Below are 16,435 nucleotides of genomic sequence, written 5' to 3'. Positions count from 1 at the left end.
AAACCCGCTTGCGGCAAGGGCTCACTTCTTCGAAGTCCATCACAAAATGCTACGGGTGCCACAACCTGGAAAGCCCGCCGGGTATTCGGGCAAAACCTCAGGAACTCACGTCCGTTTTGACAATCGCAACCCTATTCAACTTTTTACTACATCATTTCAACAACATGAAAGGAGTTTTGTTATGACAGATCGTCGCCGTTTTCTCACCGGGTCTGCCGCATTGATTGCTGCAGGTGCGCTGGTCGCCAGTCGCAGTTACGCGGAAGAGTCACTGCCCGGCCCGATTAATCTTCATGCGCCGGACAGCTTGCCGCGCAACACCGGCAATTATTCCCGCTATCGCCCGCCGGTTCGGGTAGGGATGGGGTGTGCGCCCATCGCTCATGCTGGCCCCACGCGCCCCAATGCTCAGGTGATTGACGCCGTAGAAGCGGCCTGGCAATCCGGTGTGCGTTTATTTGATACCTCTCCCTGGTACAACCTGGGGCTTGGCGAGCGCCGTCTCGGTGTGGCCTTGCACGGTATGCCGCGAGAAGATTTTGTGCTCTCCACGAAAATTGGCCGCCTGCTACACCCGGACGCCAGCATAAAACCCCGCTCATGGGAAAACGCGCCGCAATTTCGCCATGAATACGACTTCAGCGCCTCCGGCACCCGTCGTTCCATTGAAGAGAGCTTGCAGCGTCTCGGGCTAACCCATATTGATGTTGTTTTTATCCATGACCTCTCTCCGGATAATGGGGATATGGGAGAGCGCTGGACGGAATATTTTGAGCAGGCCGTCAAAGGTGCCATGCCGGAACTTACCCGCATGCGCGAAGAAGGCATCATCAAAGCCTGGGGCATGGGCGTGAATACCCTGGAGCCGTCGATCAAGGCATTTGAAGTGGCCGACCCGGATATTGTGTTGCAGGCCTGTAAATATTCGTTGATTGATCACAAGGATACGGTTGATCGTTTGTTTCCACTGTGTCGCGCGCGCAACGCCTCAATACTGGTGGGATCACCGCTGAACAATGGTTTTCTCGCGGGGCGCGATCGCTACAATTACTCCGGCACCATTCCCGATGGAGCCATCGAAAAACGGGCAAAATTGAGCCAGCTGGCTTACCAGCACAAAACCGATTTACGCACTGCCGCCTTGCACTTTTGTAACGCGCCGGATGTAGTTTCTGCGATTATTCCCGGTGCAAGAAATCGCCGCCAGTCTATTGAGAACGCAGAATCGATGCGCAAAACCGTTCCCCGTGAATTCTGGACCGAAGCGGTGCGCCAGGGCCTGATTGCCGAAAACGCCCCCTTGCCCGCCTGATATTTTTGCAGCGCACCGGGGCGTTATCGACGCGCCGGTGCCAAAGCTACGCGGCATTAAATCGAGCAGCGTTTGTCAGAAGGATTCGTCAACCGCAGAGAGATTAACGCCGCTACAGCAATAAAGGTGCTCGACACCCACAGGCAGGCTTCAAGCCCTGCCGTCTGATAAACCCAGCCCGACAGCAATGTTCCGATCAAGCGTCCCATCGCATTGGCCATGTAATAAAAACCTACATCAAGTGAAACCCCATCAGACTTTGCATAACGCACTATCAAATAACTGTGTAGCGAAGAATTGATTGCAAAGACCGCCCCGAATACCAGCAATCCGCCGATTAACACCGGTGTTGCTGTAGAGCTACCGGAACTTATCCCGAGAGCGATAATTGCCGGAATACCGGTGAGCAGCGACGCCCAGATAAAAGTTTGTCGGCCTGGCGCGCTGCTCACGCTCTTACCGGTAACAAGTGGCGCTATGGATTGAATCACACCATAAGCAATTATCCATGCCGCCAAAAAACTACCTACCGTCCAGAAATCCCAGCCGAGCTGGCTACGTAAAAATACCGGTAAGGCAATGACAAACCACACATCACGAGCACCAAATAAGAACAGGCGCGCTGCCGATAGAACATTGATTGCCCGGCTTTTTGAAAGCAGCTCATTGAATTTTGGTTTATTTTCAGCTTTTCCCAAATCTTTTTTTAGCAACCATAAACTCGCCAGCCAAATAACTGTTAGCGCAGCGCCCATCGCGATAACTGCCCCTTTAAACTCAAGCAACGCAAGTAGCACACCACCAAGAAAAAAACCGACACCTTTTAAAGCGTTCTTTGAGCCGGTAAGTATCGCCACCCATTTATACAGTTGACCTTGCTGATCGGAGGGCACCAGTAATTTAATAGAGCTTTTAGCACTCATTTTATTCAGATCTTTGGCGATACCGGAAAGCGCTTGCGCGCCCATTACCCAAACGACACTCAACATGTCGGCGGGTACAGCTAACATAAACAGGGCCGCAATTTGCAAGGCAAGCCCAATATTCATGGTGCGGTTCAGGCCAATACGCGCGCCCAGGTAGCCACCCACCAAATTCGTGATTACGCCAAAAATTTCATAAAACAAAAACAGCCCGGCAATTTGCAGCGGCGTATAACCCAGCTGGTGAAAATGCAGCACCACCAGCATACGTAACGCCCCGTCAGTTAAGGTAAACGCCCAATAATTACCCGTAACAACGAGGTATTGCTGTATGTCCGAGCTTAACCCTTGCTGGGGAATGCTTGTTGTCATCATGCCTTTCCTTAATCAGCTGAACCGACCAGCTTCGCCAACTCAACCGTGCGGTTGGCATAACCCCATTCGTTGTCATACCAGGCGTAAATTTTTACCTGAGTGTTATTAATCACCATGGTAGACAACGCATCAATAATGGATGAACGCGGGTCTCCGCAATAATCAGTGGAAACCAATGGGCGCTCTTCATAACCGAGAATATCTTTTAGCTCATTCTCACTTGCAACCTTTAACAATGCGTTCACCTCTTGCACGCTGGTTGCGCGACTTACTTCAAATACGCAATCAGTGAGTGATGCATTGGCGAGCGGTACCCGCACAGCATGACCATTCAGTTTGCCACGCAGTTCCGGGAAAATTTCCGCAATAGCGGTAGCCGAGCCGGTTGAGGTCGGGATTAAATTGGAGCCGGACGAACGCGCGCGACGCAGATCCTTATGCGGATGGTCCAAAATAGACTGGGTGTTGGTGAGGTTATGAATCGTGGTAATAGCCCCGTGTTTAATGCCTATTTTCTCGTGAATCACTTTAACCACAGGCGCCAAACAATTAGTGGTGCAAGATGCGGCGGTTACAATAAAGTGCTCGGCAGGATCAAATAAATGCTGATTAACACCCATCACAATATTCAGCGCCCCCGCCTCTTTGACAGGCGCGCTCACCACTACATGTTTAACACCCTGATCACGATAAGCTTGCAGAAGAGCGACCGTTTTCATTTTCCCGCTGGCTTCAATGACCACGTCACAGGCAGACCAATCAGTATCGGCAATGGTTTTGTTGCTTGTAAAAGCAATCGCTCTTTCATCAATCAATAATGTATTTTCAGTGGCAGCTACAGCATGTATCCAGGTGCCTTGAACCGAATCAAATTTCAACAAATGTGCAAAAGTGGCTGCATCGCCCGAGGGGTCATTGAGCTTTACAAACTCCAATTCCGGCCAACTCCAGCTTGCACGCAACGCCAGGCGTCCGATACGACCAAAACCGTTGATTCCAACTTTGATTTTTTTCATAAAGATAGGCTCCGCTTAATTTTCAGCGTTTTTTGATATAGGGTTGGTGCTGGTGCATAAAAATAAAAATTCCGGTTCGACCCTCAGGGTTAACAGCAGCGGTTCGGCCGGTCTTCCATCCTGGCCAAACGCAGCTGATTTTCTGCCAACCAATCCTGATTGGCCGCCAGCATAACTTTCAGGATTTTTATCACCCACCCTGGCAGCTCCGGATGCAAACGGTAATACACCCACTGCCCTTTACGGTAGTCGGCCAATAAACCTGACTGGCGCAGCAGCGCCAGGTGGCGGGAAATTTTCGGTTGGGTTTCATCAAGCGCGCAGGTGAGTTCGCACACACACAGCTCTGCCTCAAGTGCAACCAGCAGTGCAATGCGCGTGCGAGTCGGGTCAGCGAGGCTTTTACAGAGGGAATCGGGCGTGAACTCAAACATAAGTTAAATCAACCTGCATATATGATTTATCGAATATATGTATTTTCATATATGTTGGCAAGTAGAATTTTTCCAAGCCACCTCTCGACATGAGGCCCGATGCGTATCCTGATAGGTGGAGGAGAACAAGCTATTCGTCGGTATAGCGGCTGTAACCCGCTTATGGCAGCTCGGATCGGGACACCTGTGATATTAATTGGCCCGGCATTCAAGACGCCTGCGGAAGTCGCCAGGATATACCGGGTCAGCAAGGTGACAGCTAACGAAAGACTGCGGCAGATTCTTCAAAATGTGACTAACACGATGCAAATTTTCCGGCATCTCTTAATGCCGGGGTTGCTTGTTGGTATCAAGAACGTTCAATATGCCCGCTTGAATTTCCGCTGAGGGTTTAACGGAAATTATCTGACACATGGTGTTGCGATCAATTATGGAATGACCGGTAACGGCTGATTGCACCTGCTGTATTGTGATATCGCTGTATGTTTTTTGCTCGTCGCAGCGGCTTTGGCCGCGCTCTGCTGTTATGTTTTTTTGTTGTTTTTTCCTGTCTTGCGGTTGCCCAACCCCCTAACAGTTTTAACCACGCCAAGTCGCTGTTACGCCAGGTATACGATCACGACGCCCGCACTTTTTATTGTGACTGTGCAATCAGTTGGCGCAGCGGTAGCGCCGGCACACCGCAATTAAAACAATGCGGCTATCAGGTGCGCAAAAACAGTGAGCGCGCCAATCGTATTGAGTGGGAGCACGTTGTCCCCGCGCATACCTTTGGTCAGCAACGCGCCTGCTGGCGCAGTGGCGGACGCTCCAACTGCACCGCCAATGACCCGGTGTTTCGTATCATGGAAGCGGATATGCACAACCTGGTGCCCAGCATCGGTGAAGTGAATGGCGACCGCTCCAATTTCCGTTTTGCCATGTTGCCCGACACTCCCTCGCAATACGGCGTCTGTGATGTACGCATTGACTTTCAGCAACGCGCTATTCAGCCCCGCGAAGCCATCCGCGGTGAAATTGCCCGCATCAATTTTTACATGTATGACCGCTACAACATCAACCTGAGCCGGCAACAGGAACAATTGTTTATGGCATGGGACAAAATGTACCCGGTATCGGAAGCCGAGCATCAGCGCCATGAAAAAATTATGGCCATTACCGGTATTGAAAATGGTTTTGTGAGTGGCAAAAAAGTCTGGCAGCGCGATTACAAACCATCGGGCGAAGGTTTGAAAACGGTCGTCTCACCAAAGCAAACGGCGACCAAAAAGGATTCACCCGCGACAGTTTCTGCCGGAAAAATTCGCGGCAACAAGAATTCGAAAGTTTACCACCTGGCCACAGGTTGCCCCGGTTACAACAGCATGAAAGAAAGCAATATTGTTGTATTTGACAGCGAAAAAGCCGCCCAGCAACAGGGCTTTCGCAAAGCGGGAAATTGCAGAAACTGATGAATACAACCTTTTTTAAATAGCATATTATGAAAACCAAAAAGCGAGTCTCCAGGGAGGCTCGCTTTTTACCATGCAATGACTGAACATCCGAAAGTGAAATCCGGCATTTTATTCCACCAGAGCAGCACCTTCCTGGTATAAATCGCTGATCGTTTGCGCATTAATAACACTGCCGAAAATTTTCAGTTCATCAATGGCACCGGCAAAGGGTGTATCCCAGTAATTCACCCCCAGCGCAAATTCATTCGTTTCACCTGCCACCGTAAATACACGCGGTACGCCTGCGGCGGTTAACGCCAACTCACCGTTGATATAGATCCTGAGCGTGTCGTTGGCATCAGCGTCGACGGTCATCACGATATGCGTCCATTGCTGCGGTGCAATTCGATAACCCAGTTCGCCGTTATCATAAAACGCGCCCATGTTTGCCCATAAACGCGTTCTGTTACTGCCCGCCATGGAGGGAACCAGACTGATCCAGGCATCGGCGCTGGCACCGGCAAAAAAAGCCGTGCTGTAATCGGTAAAGGCATCAGGCTTCAACCACAGCGAAATGGCGTAACTGTTGGTTGTCACCAGATTATTCGGCAAACGAACACCCGATGTACCATCGAGATGAACCGCCAGACCTTTAATACCGTCTACATAACTCACATGACCGCCGGTGTTCACAATACGATTGCCGGTGATAGTGCCCGCACCGTAAGCGTCTTTCAGTTCTGCAAGGTTGCCTTCAAAACTGTACTCGACCGGCGCCAGTGATCGCACGGTTACGTCAAAGGTTTTGGTATCGACCACACCCTGGTAGACGATAGTCGCGGTAAGTGTGACGATCTGATCACCGTCCTGCGCACTCGGCTGGGTAACGACCGCCGTACCATTGACCGGTTTCAGGACGGCTTCGTTATCCGAACTCCAGCTGATTCCGGAGACAAACGGCCCGACGCGCGGCAGGGTAAAGTTTTCACGCACCGCAGAAACATCGCCCAGCTGCAGCGCGTTTTTGATAAAGCTTGAGAAGTGTGCAGGATCAGTCAGATTATTGATGACCGCACCATTAATATCGAGATTGCCGAGCGCATAGTCGTACACAATAAACTCGTCAATCTGACCATTGAACGGCACATCCCAACCGTAATTAACCCCGAGCGCAAACACCCCTTCGGCATTACTGAACAGATCAGGGCGCGGCATGGAGCCGGAGAGCGCGCCATCAACATACAGGCGCATGGTGCCATTGCTGTAAGTAATCGCCACATGTTGCCACTGATTCAACGGCGCGGTTGCGCTGTGAATAATTTGCCCCCAGTTCTCCGCCACATTGCTCCATACCAGCGAGGTGGAGGTAAAGTGAGGTGCACTACCCGGTAGATAACTGATCCACTGGTCGGTAGCAGCAGCACTGAAAAATGCCGGTGTGTAACCGGTCAGCGATTCGGCTTTCATCCAGAAAGCCACAGTGTATTCGCCGGACTTGATAATGTCATTGGGCAAACGAATACCATTAGCGCCGGTAAAATCAAAGGCCTGGCCAGCATAACCCGCGGTGTAAACCGGAGCGGTTGCATTGACGTTCAGCAAATTATTATCAGTAGGTAATGCCACCCCGTGATTACCCAGCGAGTCGATCAGTGATCCATCAAAACGATAATGGGCTATCGCATTGCGAAAGGCCGGGCGCGCTTTCAACGTAACGGTAAAGGTTTTGCTGGCGGTGGCTCCATTCAGAGAGAGATTGGCGGTCAGCGTGACAGTGCGGTCACCAAGATCCGGGGTGGGAATAAATATCGAACCATCTTCGGCAATAAAATATTCATCACTGCTTTGCCAGCTAATGACGGTGCCATCTTTACCAACGGTGGGCAGCGAATATTCTTCATCGAGCACGGTTAATTCCGTTTTGATCTCCAGTGCATCCATCACAGCAGCGAGCGATTCGGAAGTGGCACTGGCAGCCGTTGTGCGTGAGCCCCAGACGGTTTCACCGGCCATCGACATGGCAGAGAAAGTGGGCACGAGAGATTTCGAACCGTCATCCCACTGCCATTTGACCACGCCATGATAAACACCGGATTCCAATTCCAATTTGATGGCGTCATCGTTTTCACTCGTCCACGAACCCGTTTCCGAGCCGGTTACGGTGCGATTGGTATTAAGCGCAATATGGCCGGATTTTATCGCGGTGTTGTTAACGCCTTTGCCGTGGTTGATAAATTTGTAATAACCGGGAATTTGATCAACCGCGACCCGATTTTCGCCGTCAAGCGGCACATAGCGCTGCGGGGATGCAACCAGCCACCCCTGATTATTCACAAACATTTCATGGGTGCGCACAGCATGCGCTTCGGCATTGCCCGGATACGGCGTGGCGCTTACCGGAAAGCGGGTGTGAGTAATCAGCAAGTGCCGACCATTAACAGCATCGTAATAGGCCGAGTTGTGCCCCGGTGCCTGATACCCCCAGGCGGGTGACGTTTCGCCCACTTCGCGGGTGAACTCAAACCCGCCCATCAGCTTGCCGCCGATTTCCAAACCGCCAATGCCGGCGACATCATTACCTGCCGGGTCATAATAAGGCCCTTGTGGTGTTTTGGAACGGGCGATGCGAATGTTGTAGCCGTCGTTCGCCGCAAAACCGGCAACCGAATAGAACAGGTAGTAATAGTCACTCACCGGGCTGTAGATGACATACGCCCCTTCAATGGCCCGGAAGTCGCCACCTAAAAGTCGGGTGCCGTAACCCTGCCCCGGCTGCGGCATGCCGGTATTTTTATCCATCGCCAGCACAAAAATGCCGCCGGAATAAGAGCCGTAAACCATCCACTGTTCACCGCTTTTATCAAAAAATGCAGCCGGGTCAATGGCATTGGGATCAACCGCACCATTCCAGCTTGTCTGGCCGTTATCCAACGGATGCGCGACAAATTCGGCAGGTGTGCGATACCCGCTGCGTAAAAATACCCCTTTGTTGACATAAGGGCCTTCTACCGAATCGGCTTCTGCCAGGCCGAGGTAAGAGCGATTCCAGCAGCCGCCATTATCTGCTTCGGTTTGTGCGCAATGGTTGTAGTAAAAACGGAATTTTCCATCAGGAGCCTGAATAACATCGGCCGCCCAGTTACCGGTAAAACCATCCGTCCAGGCAATGCCTTCAGCAATTTCAGTGGTGTAAGTATTGAACAGCGGGCTTTCGTCAACGCGGTCGTTGGCCGACAGTACGGAAATATATTCCCAGTTCAGCAAGTCTGCCGATTTGGCCGCGGCCAGATGCGAACCGAAAATATAATAATGGTCACCGGCTTTCACCACAGAGGGATCGTGTACGCCAATGTCCTGCCAGGCAATACGCCCCTCGCCATCGAAGGGAATAGTCTCTGATAATTCCGGCGGGCTTTGCACCGGCGGTTCCGATGAAGAATTCGATGAAGAAGAGGAAGACGACAGGGCCGATGAAAAAGAAGACGATTGTTTGTTGTCGCTACTGCCACCGCAGCCGCTCAAAATGAGCAGACCACCCATGGCAAGCGCAAGGCTCGCTAGGTTCATGTGAATGTATCCTCAGTATTGTTATTAATTATTCGCAGAGTCCGGCTCGACCGGCACAACCACCACCTGATCACAGGAGCCTGTACCGAAGCATTGCCGTTATAGGTATTACCGAATTAATATGTAATACAATAATACTATCTTCAAATACTGTCATACTCTTCCCGGGGAGTAAAGTCTGCCAGGAAGTACCATGCGCCATTGGCTTTTCGAAATATGAAAAAGGCGATGCTGTTCGCGCTACCGAGCAAATACCTGGCCTGCACTTCTTTTCACCCTGCGCAACCGGCGCCGCACCGATTCCACCCGGCCCGGCCATACCTTGACAGCGAACTTGTAACAGGGAGTAGACTCGGGGATTATTTCCCGCGATCCGGAGTTTTTTTCATGTCTGACATACGTTTGCAATTGACCGGTATTACCTGCGCCGGTTGTGTTCGCAAAGTGGAAGGTGCGCTGAACCAGGTGCTCGGGGTGGAACAAGCCAACGTCAACTTCGCCGACCGCACTGCGCAGGTCAGTGGCAGCGTTACCGGTGAGCAACTGGTCAAAGCGGTGCTGGATGTCGGTTACGGCGCTACCGTCATTGTCGATCTCAAAGCACAACAGAAAAAAAATGCGCAGTTGCGCCAGCAGGAACTGCGTCAACTGATGCAGCAAACCCTGATAGCGCTGGTTCCCGGTGCACTGGTGATGCTTTACGGCATGGTGTTAGCGGACATGATGATTCATGACCAGCAAGACCGAATCATCTGGGGCGGCATCGGCATAGTGACTCTGGCACTGATGGTCGTTGCCGGACGACATTTCTTTATCAACGCCTGGCGCCTGGCAAAAAACAAAGACGCCAATATGGATAGCCTGATCGCATTGGGTACCGGTGCGGCCTGGCTGTATTCTTCCATCGTGGTGCTGGTTCCTGATCTCTTTCCTCATGCGGCCAGACACGTTTATTACGAAGCGAGTTTGATGATCATCGGCTTCGTTAACCTCGGCCGTTTTTTGGAAGTGCGCGCGCGTGGCAACACCAGCCAGGCCATTGAAAAGTTATTAGCACTGCAACCGGCGAATGCCTGGGTGAAACGCAACGGCAAGGAATTGGAAATTCCGGTTGAACATCTGGTGACTGGCGACCTGATTCGTATTCGCCCGGGCGAGGCCTTTGTCGTGGATGGTGAATTACAGGAAGGCGAAACCCTGGTTGATGAATCCATGTTAACCGGCGAGCCAATGCCGGTAAAAAAACAACCGGGAAGTGCTCTGAGTGCCGGTACTTTGAATCAGAATGGCAGCGGCTGGTACATCGCCACACAAGTGGGTGAAAACACATTACTCGCAGCCATTATTCAATCCGTGCAAACCGCGCAAGGGGCAAAATTACCCATTGCGCGCATGGCCGACAATATCGCCGCCTGGTTTGTGCCAACGGTGATTGTGATTGCCCTGCTGGCAGCAACCCTGTGGTTTTTTGTCGGCCCCGAGCCGCGTATTGCTTACACCCTGGTGAGCGGTATGACGGTGCTGATTATTGCTTGCCCCTGCGCACTGGGGCTGGCCACACCGATGTCGGTAATGGTCGGCGTTGGCAAAGCGGCGCAAGCGGGTTTACTGATTCGCAACGGCGATGCCTTGCAGCATCTGGCCACCTTGAAGACTGTTGTGTTTGATAAAACCGGCACCCTGACTCGCGGTAAACCGGCGTTACAGTCGTTGCATTCCGTTTCGCAAAAAACCGAAGACGAATTACTCGCTATCGCTTACGCGCTGGAAAAAGGTTCAGCGCATCATATTGCCTGGGCTATTGCAGAAGCCGCCAAAGCCCGTGCGATTGATGCACCGGCGGTTAGCAATTTTGATGAAGTCTCCGGCAAGGGCGTAAGCGCAACACTGCATGGCGAGTTGATTATTATTGGCAACCGCAGCTTTATGGCCGAGACGGGTGTGACCTTATCTGCCGAACAACAAAGCCACATTGAAACAATCCAACAAGGTGGCGCAACGGTTGTTTTTATTGCCGCACAAACGGCAGCGCAACCGGTAGAGTTGCTCGGCTGGATGGTGATTGCCGATACCCTGAAAGACGATGCCGCCGCAACCGTACAGCAATTGCAACAACAGGGCATTCAGGTCGTTATGCTGAGCGGCGACAACCGCTTGACGGTTAATCACATCGCCAGCCAATTGGGGATTACCGAAGTGCACGGCGATGCCTTGCCACAACAAAAGCTGGATATCATTCGCCACTACCAGCAACAGGGACTAACCGCCATGGTGGGCGACGGTATCAACGATGCCCCGGCATTGGCACAGGCAGACGTAGGTATTGCCATCGGTGCTGGTACCGCCATCGCGATTGAAAGTGCCGATGTCACCCTTCTAACCACCAAACTGCAAGGGCTGCTGGAGGCGATTCACGTATCCCGGGCAACCATGACCAACATCAAACAAAATTTGTTCGGTGCCTTTATTTATAACGTGATTGGTATTCCCATCGCCGCCGGTTTGCTTTATCCCTTTACCGGCAGTTTGTTAAGCCCGGTGTTTGCCGGTGCGGCCATGGCACTGTCGTCAGTAACAGTGGTGATGAATGCCAACCGCCTGCATTTTTTGCGCCCGCTGCGTACAAGCTGAACCTTATTGAAACCATAAAAAACCGGCGCTTCTTTCGAAGGCCGGTTTTTTATTTAACCATCACAACACATCTTTTTCTAACGCGTTTGTCTACACAACCGCGTGTAAAACACCATTGCGATATTATTGGCGGCTTGGTAATCAGCCCGCACTTCTGGCTTTAAATGCACGAACGACTACGTTGAAATCTTCAGCGAATTTTTTCAGGTCATCCACTTCACGCTTTTCATCAGCACGAGATAACTTGGCGCACTTTACGTATTCTTCAACCGCTTTTACGTAGGCTTTCATATCGTTGTTGGCTTTAACCATTTGCGCGGTAACTACCGTTGCCGCATCCGGAATGTCCGGCTTGTTATCTGGTTTGGTACAGGCCATTGCCGCACCGGAAAACAAACATGCAGAACTTACCGCCACTGCCATCACTAATTTTTTCATGTTACATCCTCCAACAAAAAAATAAACGGGGTTAAATTCTGAAACGGCCAACCAGCTCAGCCATGCGTGCTGCCATGTCCGCAAGGTTGCCGGTATTACTGGTGATACGACTTGAACTCTCCGCGGTATTGGTAGCGACGGACGAGATACGGTCAATATTGTTTTCAATTTGACGGGTTGCTGCGCTTTGCTGCTCCGAGGCGGCAGCAATCTGGTTGGTACGGTCGCGAATTACGCTGACCACACCGGTAATATGCTCAATGGCGCTGCTGGCATCACTGGCTTGTACCACCGCGCTGTTGGCCTGGCTGGTACCGGAAGACATCATCTCCACCGCTTCGTGGGAGCCGGATTGCAGACGCTCGATCATCTCGCGAATTTCAGTGGTAGAACTCTGGGTTTTTGAAGCCAGGGTGCGTACTTCATCGGCAACTACCGCAAAACCGCGACCCTGTTCACCGGCGCGTGCCGCTTCAATAGCCGCGTTCAATGCCAGCAGGTTGGTTTGCTCGGCAATACCGCGAATAACATCCAGCACCGAACCGATGCTGACGGTTTCCTTACGCAGGCGATCAATAACATCAGCGGCCGTTTTGATTTCACCGGAGAGGCTTTTGATTTGCTCCATGGTATTGACTACCAGGGTTTTACCGGACGTAGCGGCGTCATCGGCCTGCAAGGATTTTTCAGCAGTTTCAGTCACGCTGTAAGTCACGTCCTGTACCACACTGGCCATTTCTTTCACGGCCACCACAACCTGCTGAATTTCAGCTTGCTGGGTTTTGATTTCGCGCTCGTTTTCCTGAGACAGACGCGACAACATCGCGGCGTTACTGCTCACTTCCTGAGCGGTGCCGGCAACACTGGTAATGATGGTGTGCAAGCGCTCCACAAAGGTGTTGAAGCAGCGCGACAACTCGGCAATTTCATCGTTACCGCTAATCGGCAGACGGCGGGTCAAATCCCCCTCACCTTCGGCAATATCACGCAGTGCCGCGACGACATTTTTTACCGGCCGCACAATACTCAACTGCACTGCGTAAGCCAGTGAGGCGGCAATAATGCTGATAATCAACACCACGATAAGAGCGTGCAAAATGGCTTCATCAACAATGGTGGCCAGCTCGGTCATATCCAGGCGCATGGAAATAGTGCCGATGCGCGTACCTTCCGATTCAATCGCCTCGGTTACCACCACAGCACCGCCCACAACTGCCAACCCCGGCTCTCTGGGGCTTGATGGAATATCGGCCGGCAACTCACTACTTTGGCTGCCGCGCACATACCACGCGAAGGGTGTGCTGCCGTTATAAATCACCGCGTTCATTACCCGCGGGCTTACGCCCAGCGCGCTGAGGGAAGCGGTGACGGTAGCGCTGTCATCAAAGGTCATGGCGCCCACACTGGCACCGCCCAATACCTGCGCCAGAGTGCGCGTGTCGTTGAGAATGGTTTCTTCGGTTGTTACCAGACCGGAGCGAACAGTCACGATAGTGGTGACGATGACGGCAGCCACACAGGTCAATGTGACGCTGAGAAGAATTTTCCATTTAAGTGATAAATTGTTCACACAAACCTCTTTATTTTGTCGTGCAACCATACGTTATGGCGTATTAAATTGCATTCTTGGTGAGTAGCCTAGCAGACCGATGATATTTTGCACGCCTTTTATGGCGTATTATTCAACTATTGAGAATTTTTTATATTTTTATAACTTGTCGTCCCTTTTTGCAACTTTCCATGACAATACGCTATAAAATTGTTCAAAAAACAAACAGAAATAAGCGTGACTTATCCTTCACACGTAAAGTGGGACGGAAAGTAGCGCAGCGAAGGGGGGTAAACAGCGAGGGGAGAGGTGTTGATTCCGATACTGTTTACGCTTCCTGTAAACAGTATCGGCGGCGCGAGAAAACTCCTTAGCCGGAAACAGCAATAATTTGGTAAAGATCAGTCAATGAGAGAAGGTTTGCCGAATACCGGCATCCCCTGGTCGTCCCATTTCAGAGGTTTCACGAAGGTATGACGGTCCGGATTCCACAGCGGGTCGCCTTCAATTTCGGTGTAGGTGCGGGCATGGTAAACCAGCATCACCGTCTCGCCGTCTTCGCCGTAGGTGAAGCTGTTATGGCCCGGGCCGTAAATGCCGTGCTCGTAACAGGTTTGCAGCACCGGTTGCGGTGACTTGGTCCAGCTTGCCGGGTCCATCACATCGGCATCTTCGTCGGCCCACAACAAGCCCATTGCGTAGTTTTCGTCAGTGGCGCTGGCCGAATAGCTGATAAAAATACGCCCATTTTTCTGCAATACCGACGGTCCTTCATTCACCCAAAAGCCGCGAATCTCCCAATCCAGTTCCGGTTTGGTCAACATGACCGGTTCGCCGGCCAACTGCCAGGGCGTGCTCATTGGAGCAATGTAAAGGTTGGAGTTGCCCTCAATGGCATTGTCTTTTTGCGCCCACAAATAATAGAGAACACCTTTGTGAGTAAAGGTGGTGGCATCCAGACAGAAGGTATCAATACCGCTATCCACCTGCCCCATAAATTCCCATTCACCGTCCAGCGGGTTGGCAGAGGTGTTGCGAATCGCATACATGCGATGCTGGAACAGGTTGAATTTGATCTCGCGACTGGGCGCAGCGGCAAAGTAAACGTACCAGGCACCCTGATTGAAATGAATCTCCGGCGCCCATACCAGCTCGCTGTAAGGGCCGGTATCCGGTTTGTGCCAGGCATCCACGGTTTCAGCGGTTGCAAGGCCAGCAATGGTTGTTGCACGACGCAGTTCGATACGATCGTAAGCAGGTACCGAAGCAGTAAAATAATAGTAACCGTCGGTGTGCTTGTAGATGAACGGATCAGCACGCTGTTCAATTAACGGGGTTAATAAAGTCGTCACTTGGGTATCTCCAGATTTGTACATCATAAAACAGTAGTGGCTACACCACTTTTTTCGCCTGCATGTCGTGGTAAAACTTGTCGGTAATGCGGTACTTGAACATCACCAGCCCCATCAGCGCGTGGAAGAAACCGGGAATAATGGTCAGCATTAATGCAATACCGGTAAGCGCCAGTTCCGTTTGATTTTCACCGGCCTGATAACCAAACCAGGTTAACAACATACCGGTGATAAAACCGGCCAGGCCGGCCCCGGCTTTCTGGCAAAAAGAAATACCACCGAAAGCCAAACCGGAAACACGTTTGCCATTTTTCACTTCACCGTAGTCCACAGCTTCAGCAATAGCAGACCAGAAAATCGGCGCATGCAAATCCACCACAAAAGACAACAGAATATAAATAGCGAAGGCGAGGAAAATATTGCCAGGCTCAACCGCAAAAAACATCAACACGCTGAGCACGCCCACCAGCAACTGCGACCAGCGGAATAAATTGACCTTACAAAAACGTTTGGTAATCCAGGTAGATGCCACCATCGAAACAATGGACGCCGCAATACCGGCGCTGGTAAAACTGGCGGCGAGCGATTCAGTACCGCCGAGATAATAAATGGCGTAATAAAAAGCCACGCTGCCACGCAACGCGTAACCCAGCGTACCCAGCACACAACACGCGCAGAGCACCAGCCATTGATCATTTTTCATTAATAACTGGAACTGCACCGACAAAGGTTTTTTATCCACCTGATGCTCAACGCGTTCATGGGTGGAGAAATAGCAAAAGTACAACAGCAACACACCAATAAACGCCATAAAGCCCATCGCCAATTGATAACCCTTGCCCGGATTACCGTCGCCCCACAGGGCCGCCAGCGTAGGAATGGAAGCAATAATGGCAACGTTGGCTATTTTGGCAAAAAACATCCGGTAGCCGTTGGCAGACAAGCGCTCTTGCGGATCAGAGGTAAGCACGCCGATGTAGGAGATATAGGGAATCGCAATACCGGTAAACATCAGCATCGCAAACAGGTAGGTAACATACGCCCATACCAGTTTGGCGTTGTAGGAAAAATCCGGTGTGGTAAACAATAAGAACACCGCGAAGCCGTAAGGAATTGCCATGTAAGCAAACCAGGGGCGGAAGCGACCACCGCGAAATTTCACTTTATCGGTGATCAAACCCATCACCGGATCGGTGATGGCATCCAGTAACCGGGCAACCAGAAACAGCGTACCGACGTGCGCCGGTTTCAAACCGAAAATATCGGTATAGAAATACTGCATAAAGTAAAACATGGCGGCAATCATGATATTGATCGCCATGTCGCCGGCACCAAAGCCGACTTTTTCTACCACCGATAATTTCTGGTTATTCATTATGGTTACCTGGTTGATCATTATTGTTAT

12 protein-coding genes are annotated in these 16,435 nt (G+C 51.4%); 4 read left to right on the top strand and 8 right to left on the bottom strand.

All coding sequences use genetic code 11. The features are described from left to right. The first annotated feature begins 181 nt into the window (after positions 1-181). Positions 182-1,312, top strand: coding sequence for an aldo/keto reductase (locus C4F51_RS03195; RefSeq protein ID WP_193907091.1), 1,131 nt, complete (start codon positions 182-184; stop codon positions 1,310-1,312). A 56-nt stretch (positions 1,313-1,368) separates the two neighbouring features. On the opposite strand, the gene arsJ is transcribed toward C4F51_RS03195, so the two are convergent. The 3 genes from arsJ to C4F51_RS03180 all read right to left on the bottom strand — a co-directional run bounded on the left by arsJ (position 1,369) and on the right by C4F51_RS03180 (position 4,060). Beyond that, positions 1,369-2,610 carry an organoarsenical effux MFS transporter ArsJ gene (arsJ, locus tag C4F51_RS03190; RefSeq protein ID WP_235992265.1) on the bottom strand — a complete coding sequence of 414 codons (1,242 nt, stop codon included), beginning with the start codon at positions 2,608-2,610 and terminating at the stop codon, positions 1,369-1,371. 8 nt (positions 2,611-2,618) lie between these two features. Beyond that, a complete protein-coding gene (locus C4F51_RS03185) occupies positions 2,619-3,626 on the bottom strand; it encodes an ArsJ-associated glyceraldehyde-3-phosphate dehydrogenase (RefSeq protein ID WP_193907090.1) in 1,008 nt (335 codons plus the stop codon). 89 nt (positions 3,627-3,715) lie between these two features. Next, a complete protein-coding gene (locus tag C4F51_RS03180; protein ID WP_193907087.1) occupies positions 3,716-4,060 on the bottom strand; it encodes a metalloregulator ArsR/SmtB family transcription factor in 345 nt (114 codons plus the stop codon). A 99-nt stretch (positions 4,061-4,159) separates the two neighbouring features. Here C4F51_RS03180 and C4F51_RS03175 point away from each other — a divergent pair, with 99 nt between their 5' ends. Both C4F51_RS03175 and C4F51_RS03170 read left to right on the top strand, forming a co-directional pair. Further along, a complete protein-coding gene (locus C4F51_RS03175) occupies positions 4,160-4,447 on the top strand; it encodes a hypothetical protein (RefSeq protein WP_193907085.1) in 288 nt (95 codons plus the stop codon). A gap of 95 nt (positions 4,448-4,542) precedes the next feature. After that, complete coding sequence (locus C4F51_RS03170; RefSeq protein WP_193907083.1) at positions 4,543-5,511, top strand: endonuclease; 969 nt, start codon at positions 4,543-4,545, stop codon at positions 5,509-5,511. 111 nt (positions 5,512-5,622) lie between these two features. On the opposite strand, the gene C4F51_RS03165 is transcribed toward C4F51_RS03170, so the two are convergent. Next, positions 5,623-9,060, bottom strand: coding sequence for a LamG-like jellyroll fold domain-containing protein (locus C4F51_RS03165; protein ID WP_193907081.1), 3,438 nt, complete (start codon positions 9,058-9,060; stop codon positions 5,623-5,625). Positions 9,061-9,447: 387 nt separating this feature from the next. Between C4F51_RS03165 and C4F51_RS03160 the strand changes: the two genes are divergently transcribed. Beyond that, positions 9,448-11,691 carry a heavy metal translocating P-type ATPase gene (locus C4F51_RS03160; protein ID WP_193907079.1) on the top strand — a complete coding sequence of 748 codons (2,244 nt, stop codon included), beginning with the start codon at positions 9,448-9,450 and terminating at the stop codon, positions 11,689-11,691. A gap of 141 nt (positions 11,692-11,832) precedes the next feature. Here C4F51_RS03160 and C4F51_RS03155 read toward each other — a convergent pair whose 3' ends face one another. The 4 genes from C4F51_RS03155 to C4F51_RS03140 form a co-directional block, all read right to left on the bottom strand. Further along, positions 11,833-12,129: a hypothetical protein gene (locus C4F51_RS03155; protein ID WP_193907077.1), complete on the bottom strand. Its 297-nt coding sequence runs from the start codon at positions 12,127-12,129 to the stop codon at positions 11,833-11,835. 31 nt (positions 12,130-12,160) lie between these two features. After that, entirely contained in the window at positions 12,161-13,699 is a 1,539-nt protein-coding gene (locus C4F51_RS03150) for a methyl-accepting chemotaxis protein (protein WP_193907075.1), read from the bottom strand. 380 nt (positions 13,700-14,079) lie between these two features. After that, on the bottom strand, positions 14,080-15,030 hold the full coding sequence (locus C4F51_RS03145) for a glycoside hydrolase family 43 protein (protein ID WP_328701300.1): 951 nt from the start codon (positions 15,028-15,030) through the stop codon (positions 14,080-14,082). A gap of 40 nt (positions 15,031-15,070) precedes the next feature. Beyond that, positions 15,071-16,405, bottom strand: a complete 1,335-nt coding sequence (locus tag C4F51_RS03140) for an MFS transporter (protein WP_193907073.1) — start codon at positions 16,403-16,405, stop codon at positions 15,071-15,073. Positions 16,406-16,435: the final 30 nt, after the last annotated feature.

It is taken from the genome of Cellvibrio polysaccharolyticus, from assembly GCF_015182315.1.
Classification (GTDB): domain Bacteria; phylum Pseudomonadota; class Gammaproteobacteria; order Pseudomonadales; family Cellvibrionaceae; genus Cellvibrio; species Cellvibrio polysaccharolyticus.
The sequence above is the reverse complement of the archived record's forward strand: the minus strand, read 5'-3'. Positions and strand labels throughout refer to the sequence as shown.

Bases quoted from the DNA above. Each gene is read 5' to 3' on its own strand.
- C4F51_RS03155 (WP_193907077.1), bottom strand. From the start codon at position 12,129: ATGAAAAAATTAGTGATGGCAGTGGCGGTAAGTTCTGCATGTTTGTTT.
- C4F51_RS03195 (WP_193907091.1), top strand. From the start codon at position 182: ATGACAGATCGTCGCCGTTTTCTCACCGGGTCTGCCGCATTGATTGCT.
- C4F51_RS03185 (WP_193907090.1), bottom strand. From the start codon at position 3,626: ATGAAAAAAATCAAAGTTGGAATCAACGGTTTTGGTCGTATCGGACGC.
- C4F51_RS03160 (WP_193907079.1), top strand. From the start codon at position 9,448: ATGTCTGACATACGTTTGCAATTGACCGGTATTACCTGCGCCGGTTGT.
- C4F51_RS03180 (WP_193907087.1), bottom strand. From the start codon at position 4,060: ATGTTTGAGTTCACGCCCGATTCCCTCTGTAAAAGCCTCGCTGACCCG.
- C4F51_RS03165 (WP_193907081.1), bottom strand. From the start codon at position 9,060: ATGAACCTAGCGAGCCTTGCGCTTGCCATGGGTGGTCTGCTCATTTTG.
- C4F51_RS03140 (WP_193907073.1), bottom strand. From the start codon at position 16,405: ATGAATAACCAGAAATTATCGGTGGTAGAAAAAGTCGGCTTTGGTGCC.
- C4F51_RS03175 (WP_193907085.1), top strand. From the start codon at position 4,160: ATGCGTATCCTGATAGGTGGAGGAGAACAAGCTATTCGTCGGTATAGC.
- C4F51_RS03170 (WP_193907083.1), top strand. From the start codon at position 4,543: ATGTTTTTTGCTCGTCGCAGCGGCTTTGGCCGCGCTCTGCTGTTATGT.
- arsJ (WP_235992265.1), bottom strand. From the start codon at position 2,610: ATGATGACAACAAGCATTCCCCAGCAAGGGTTAAGCTCGGACATACAG.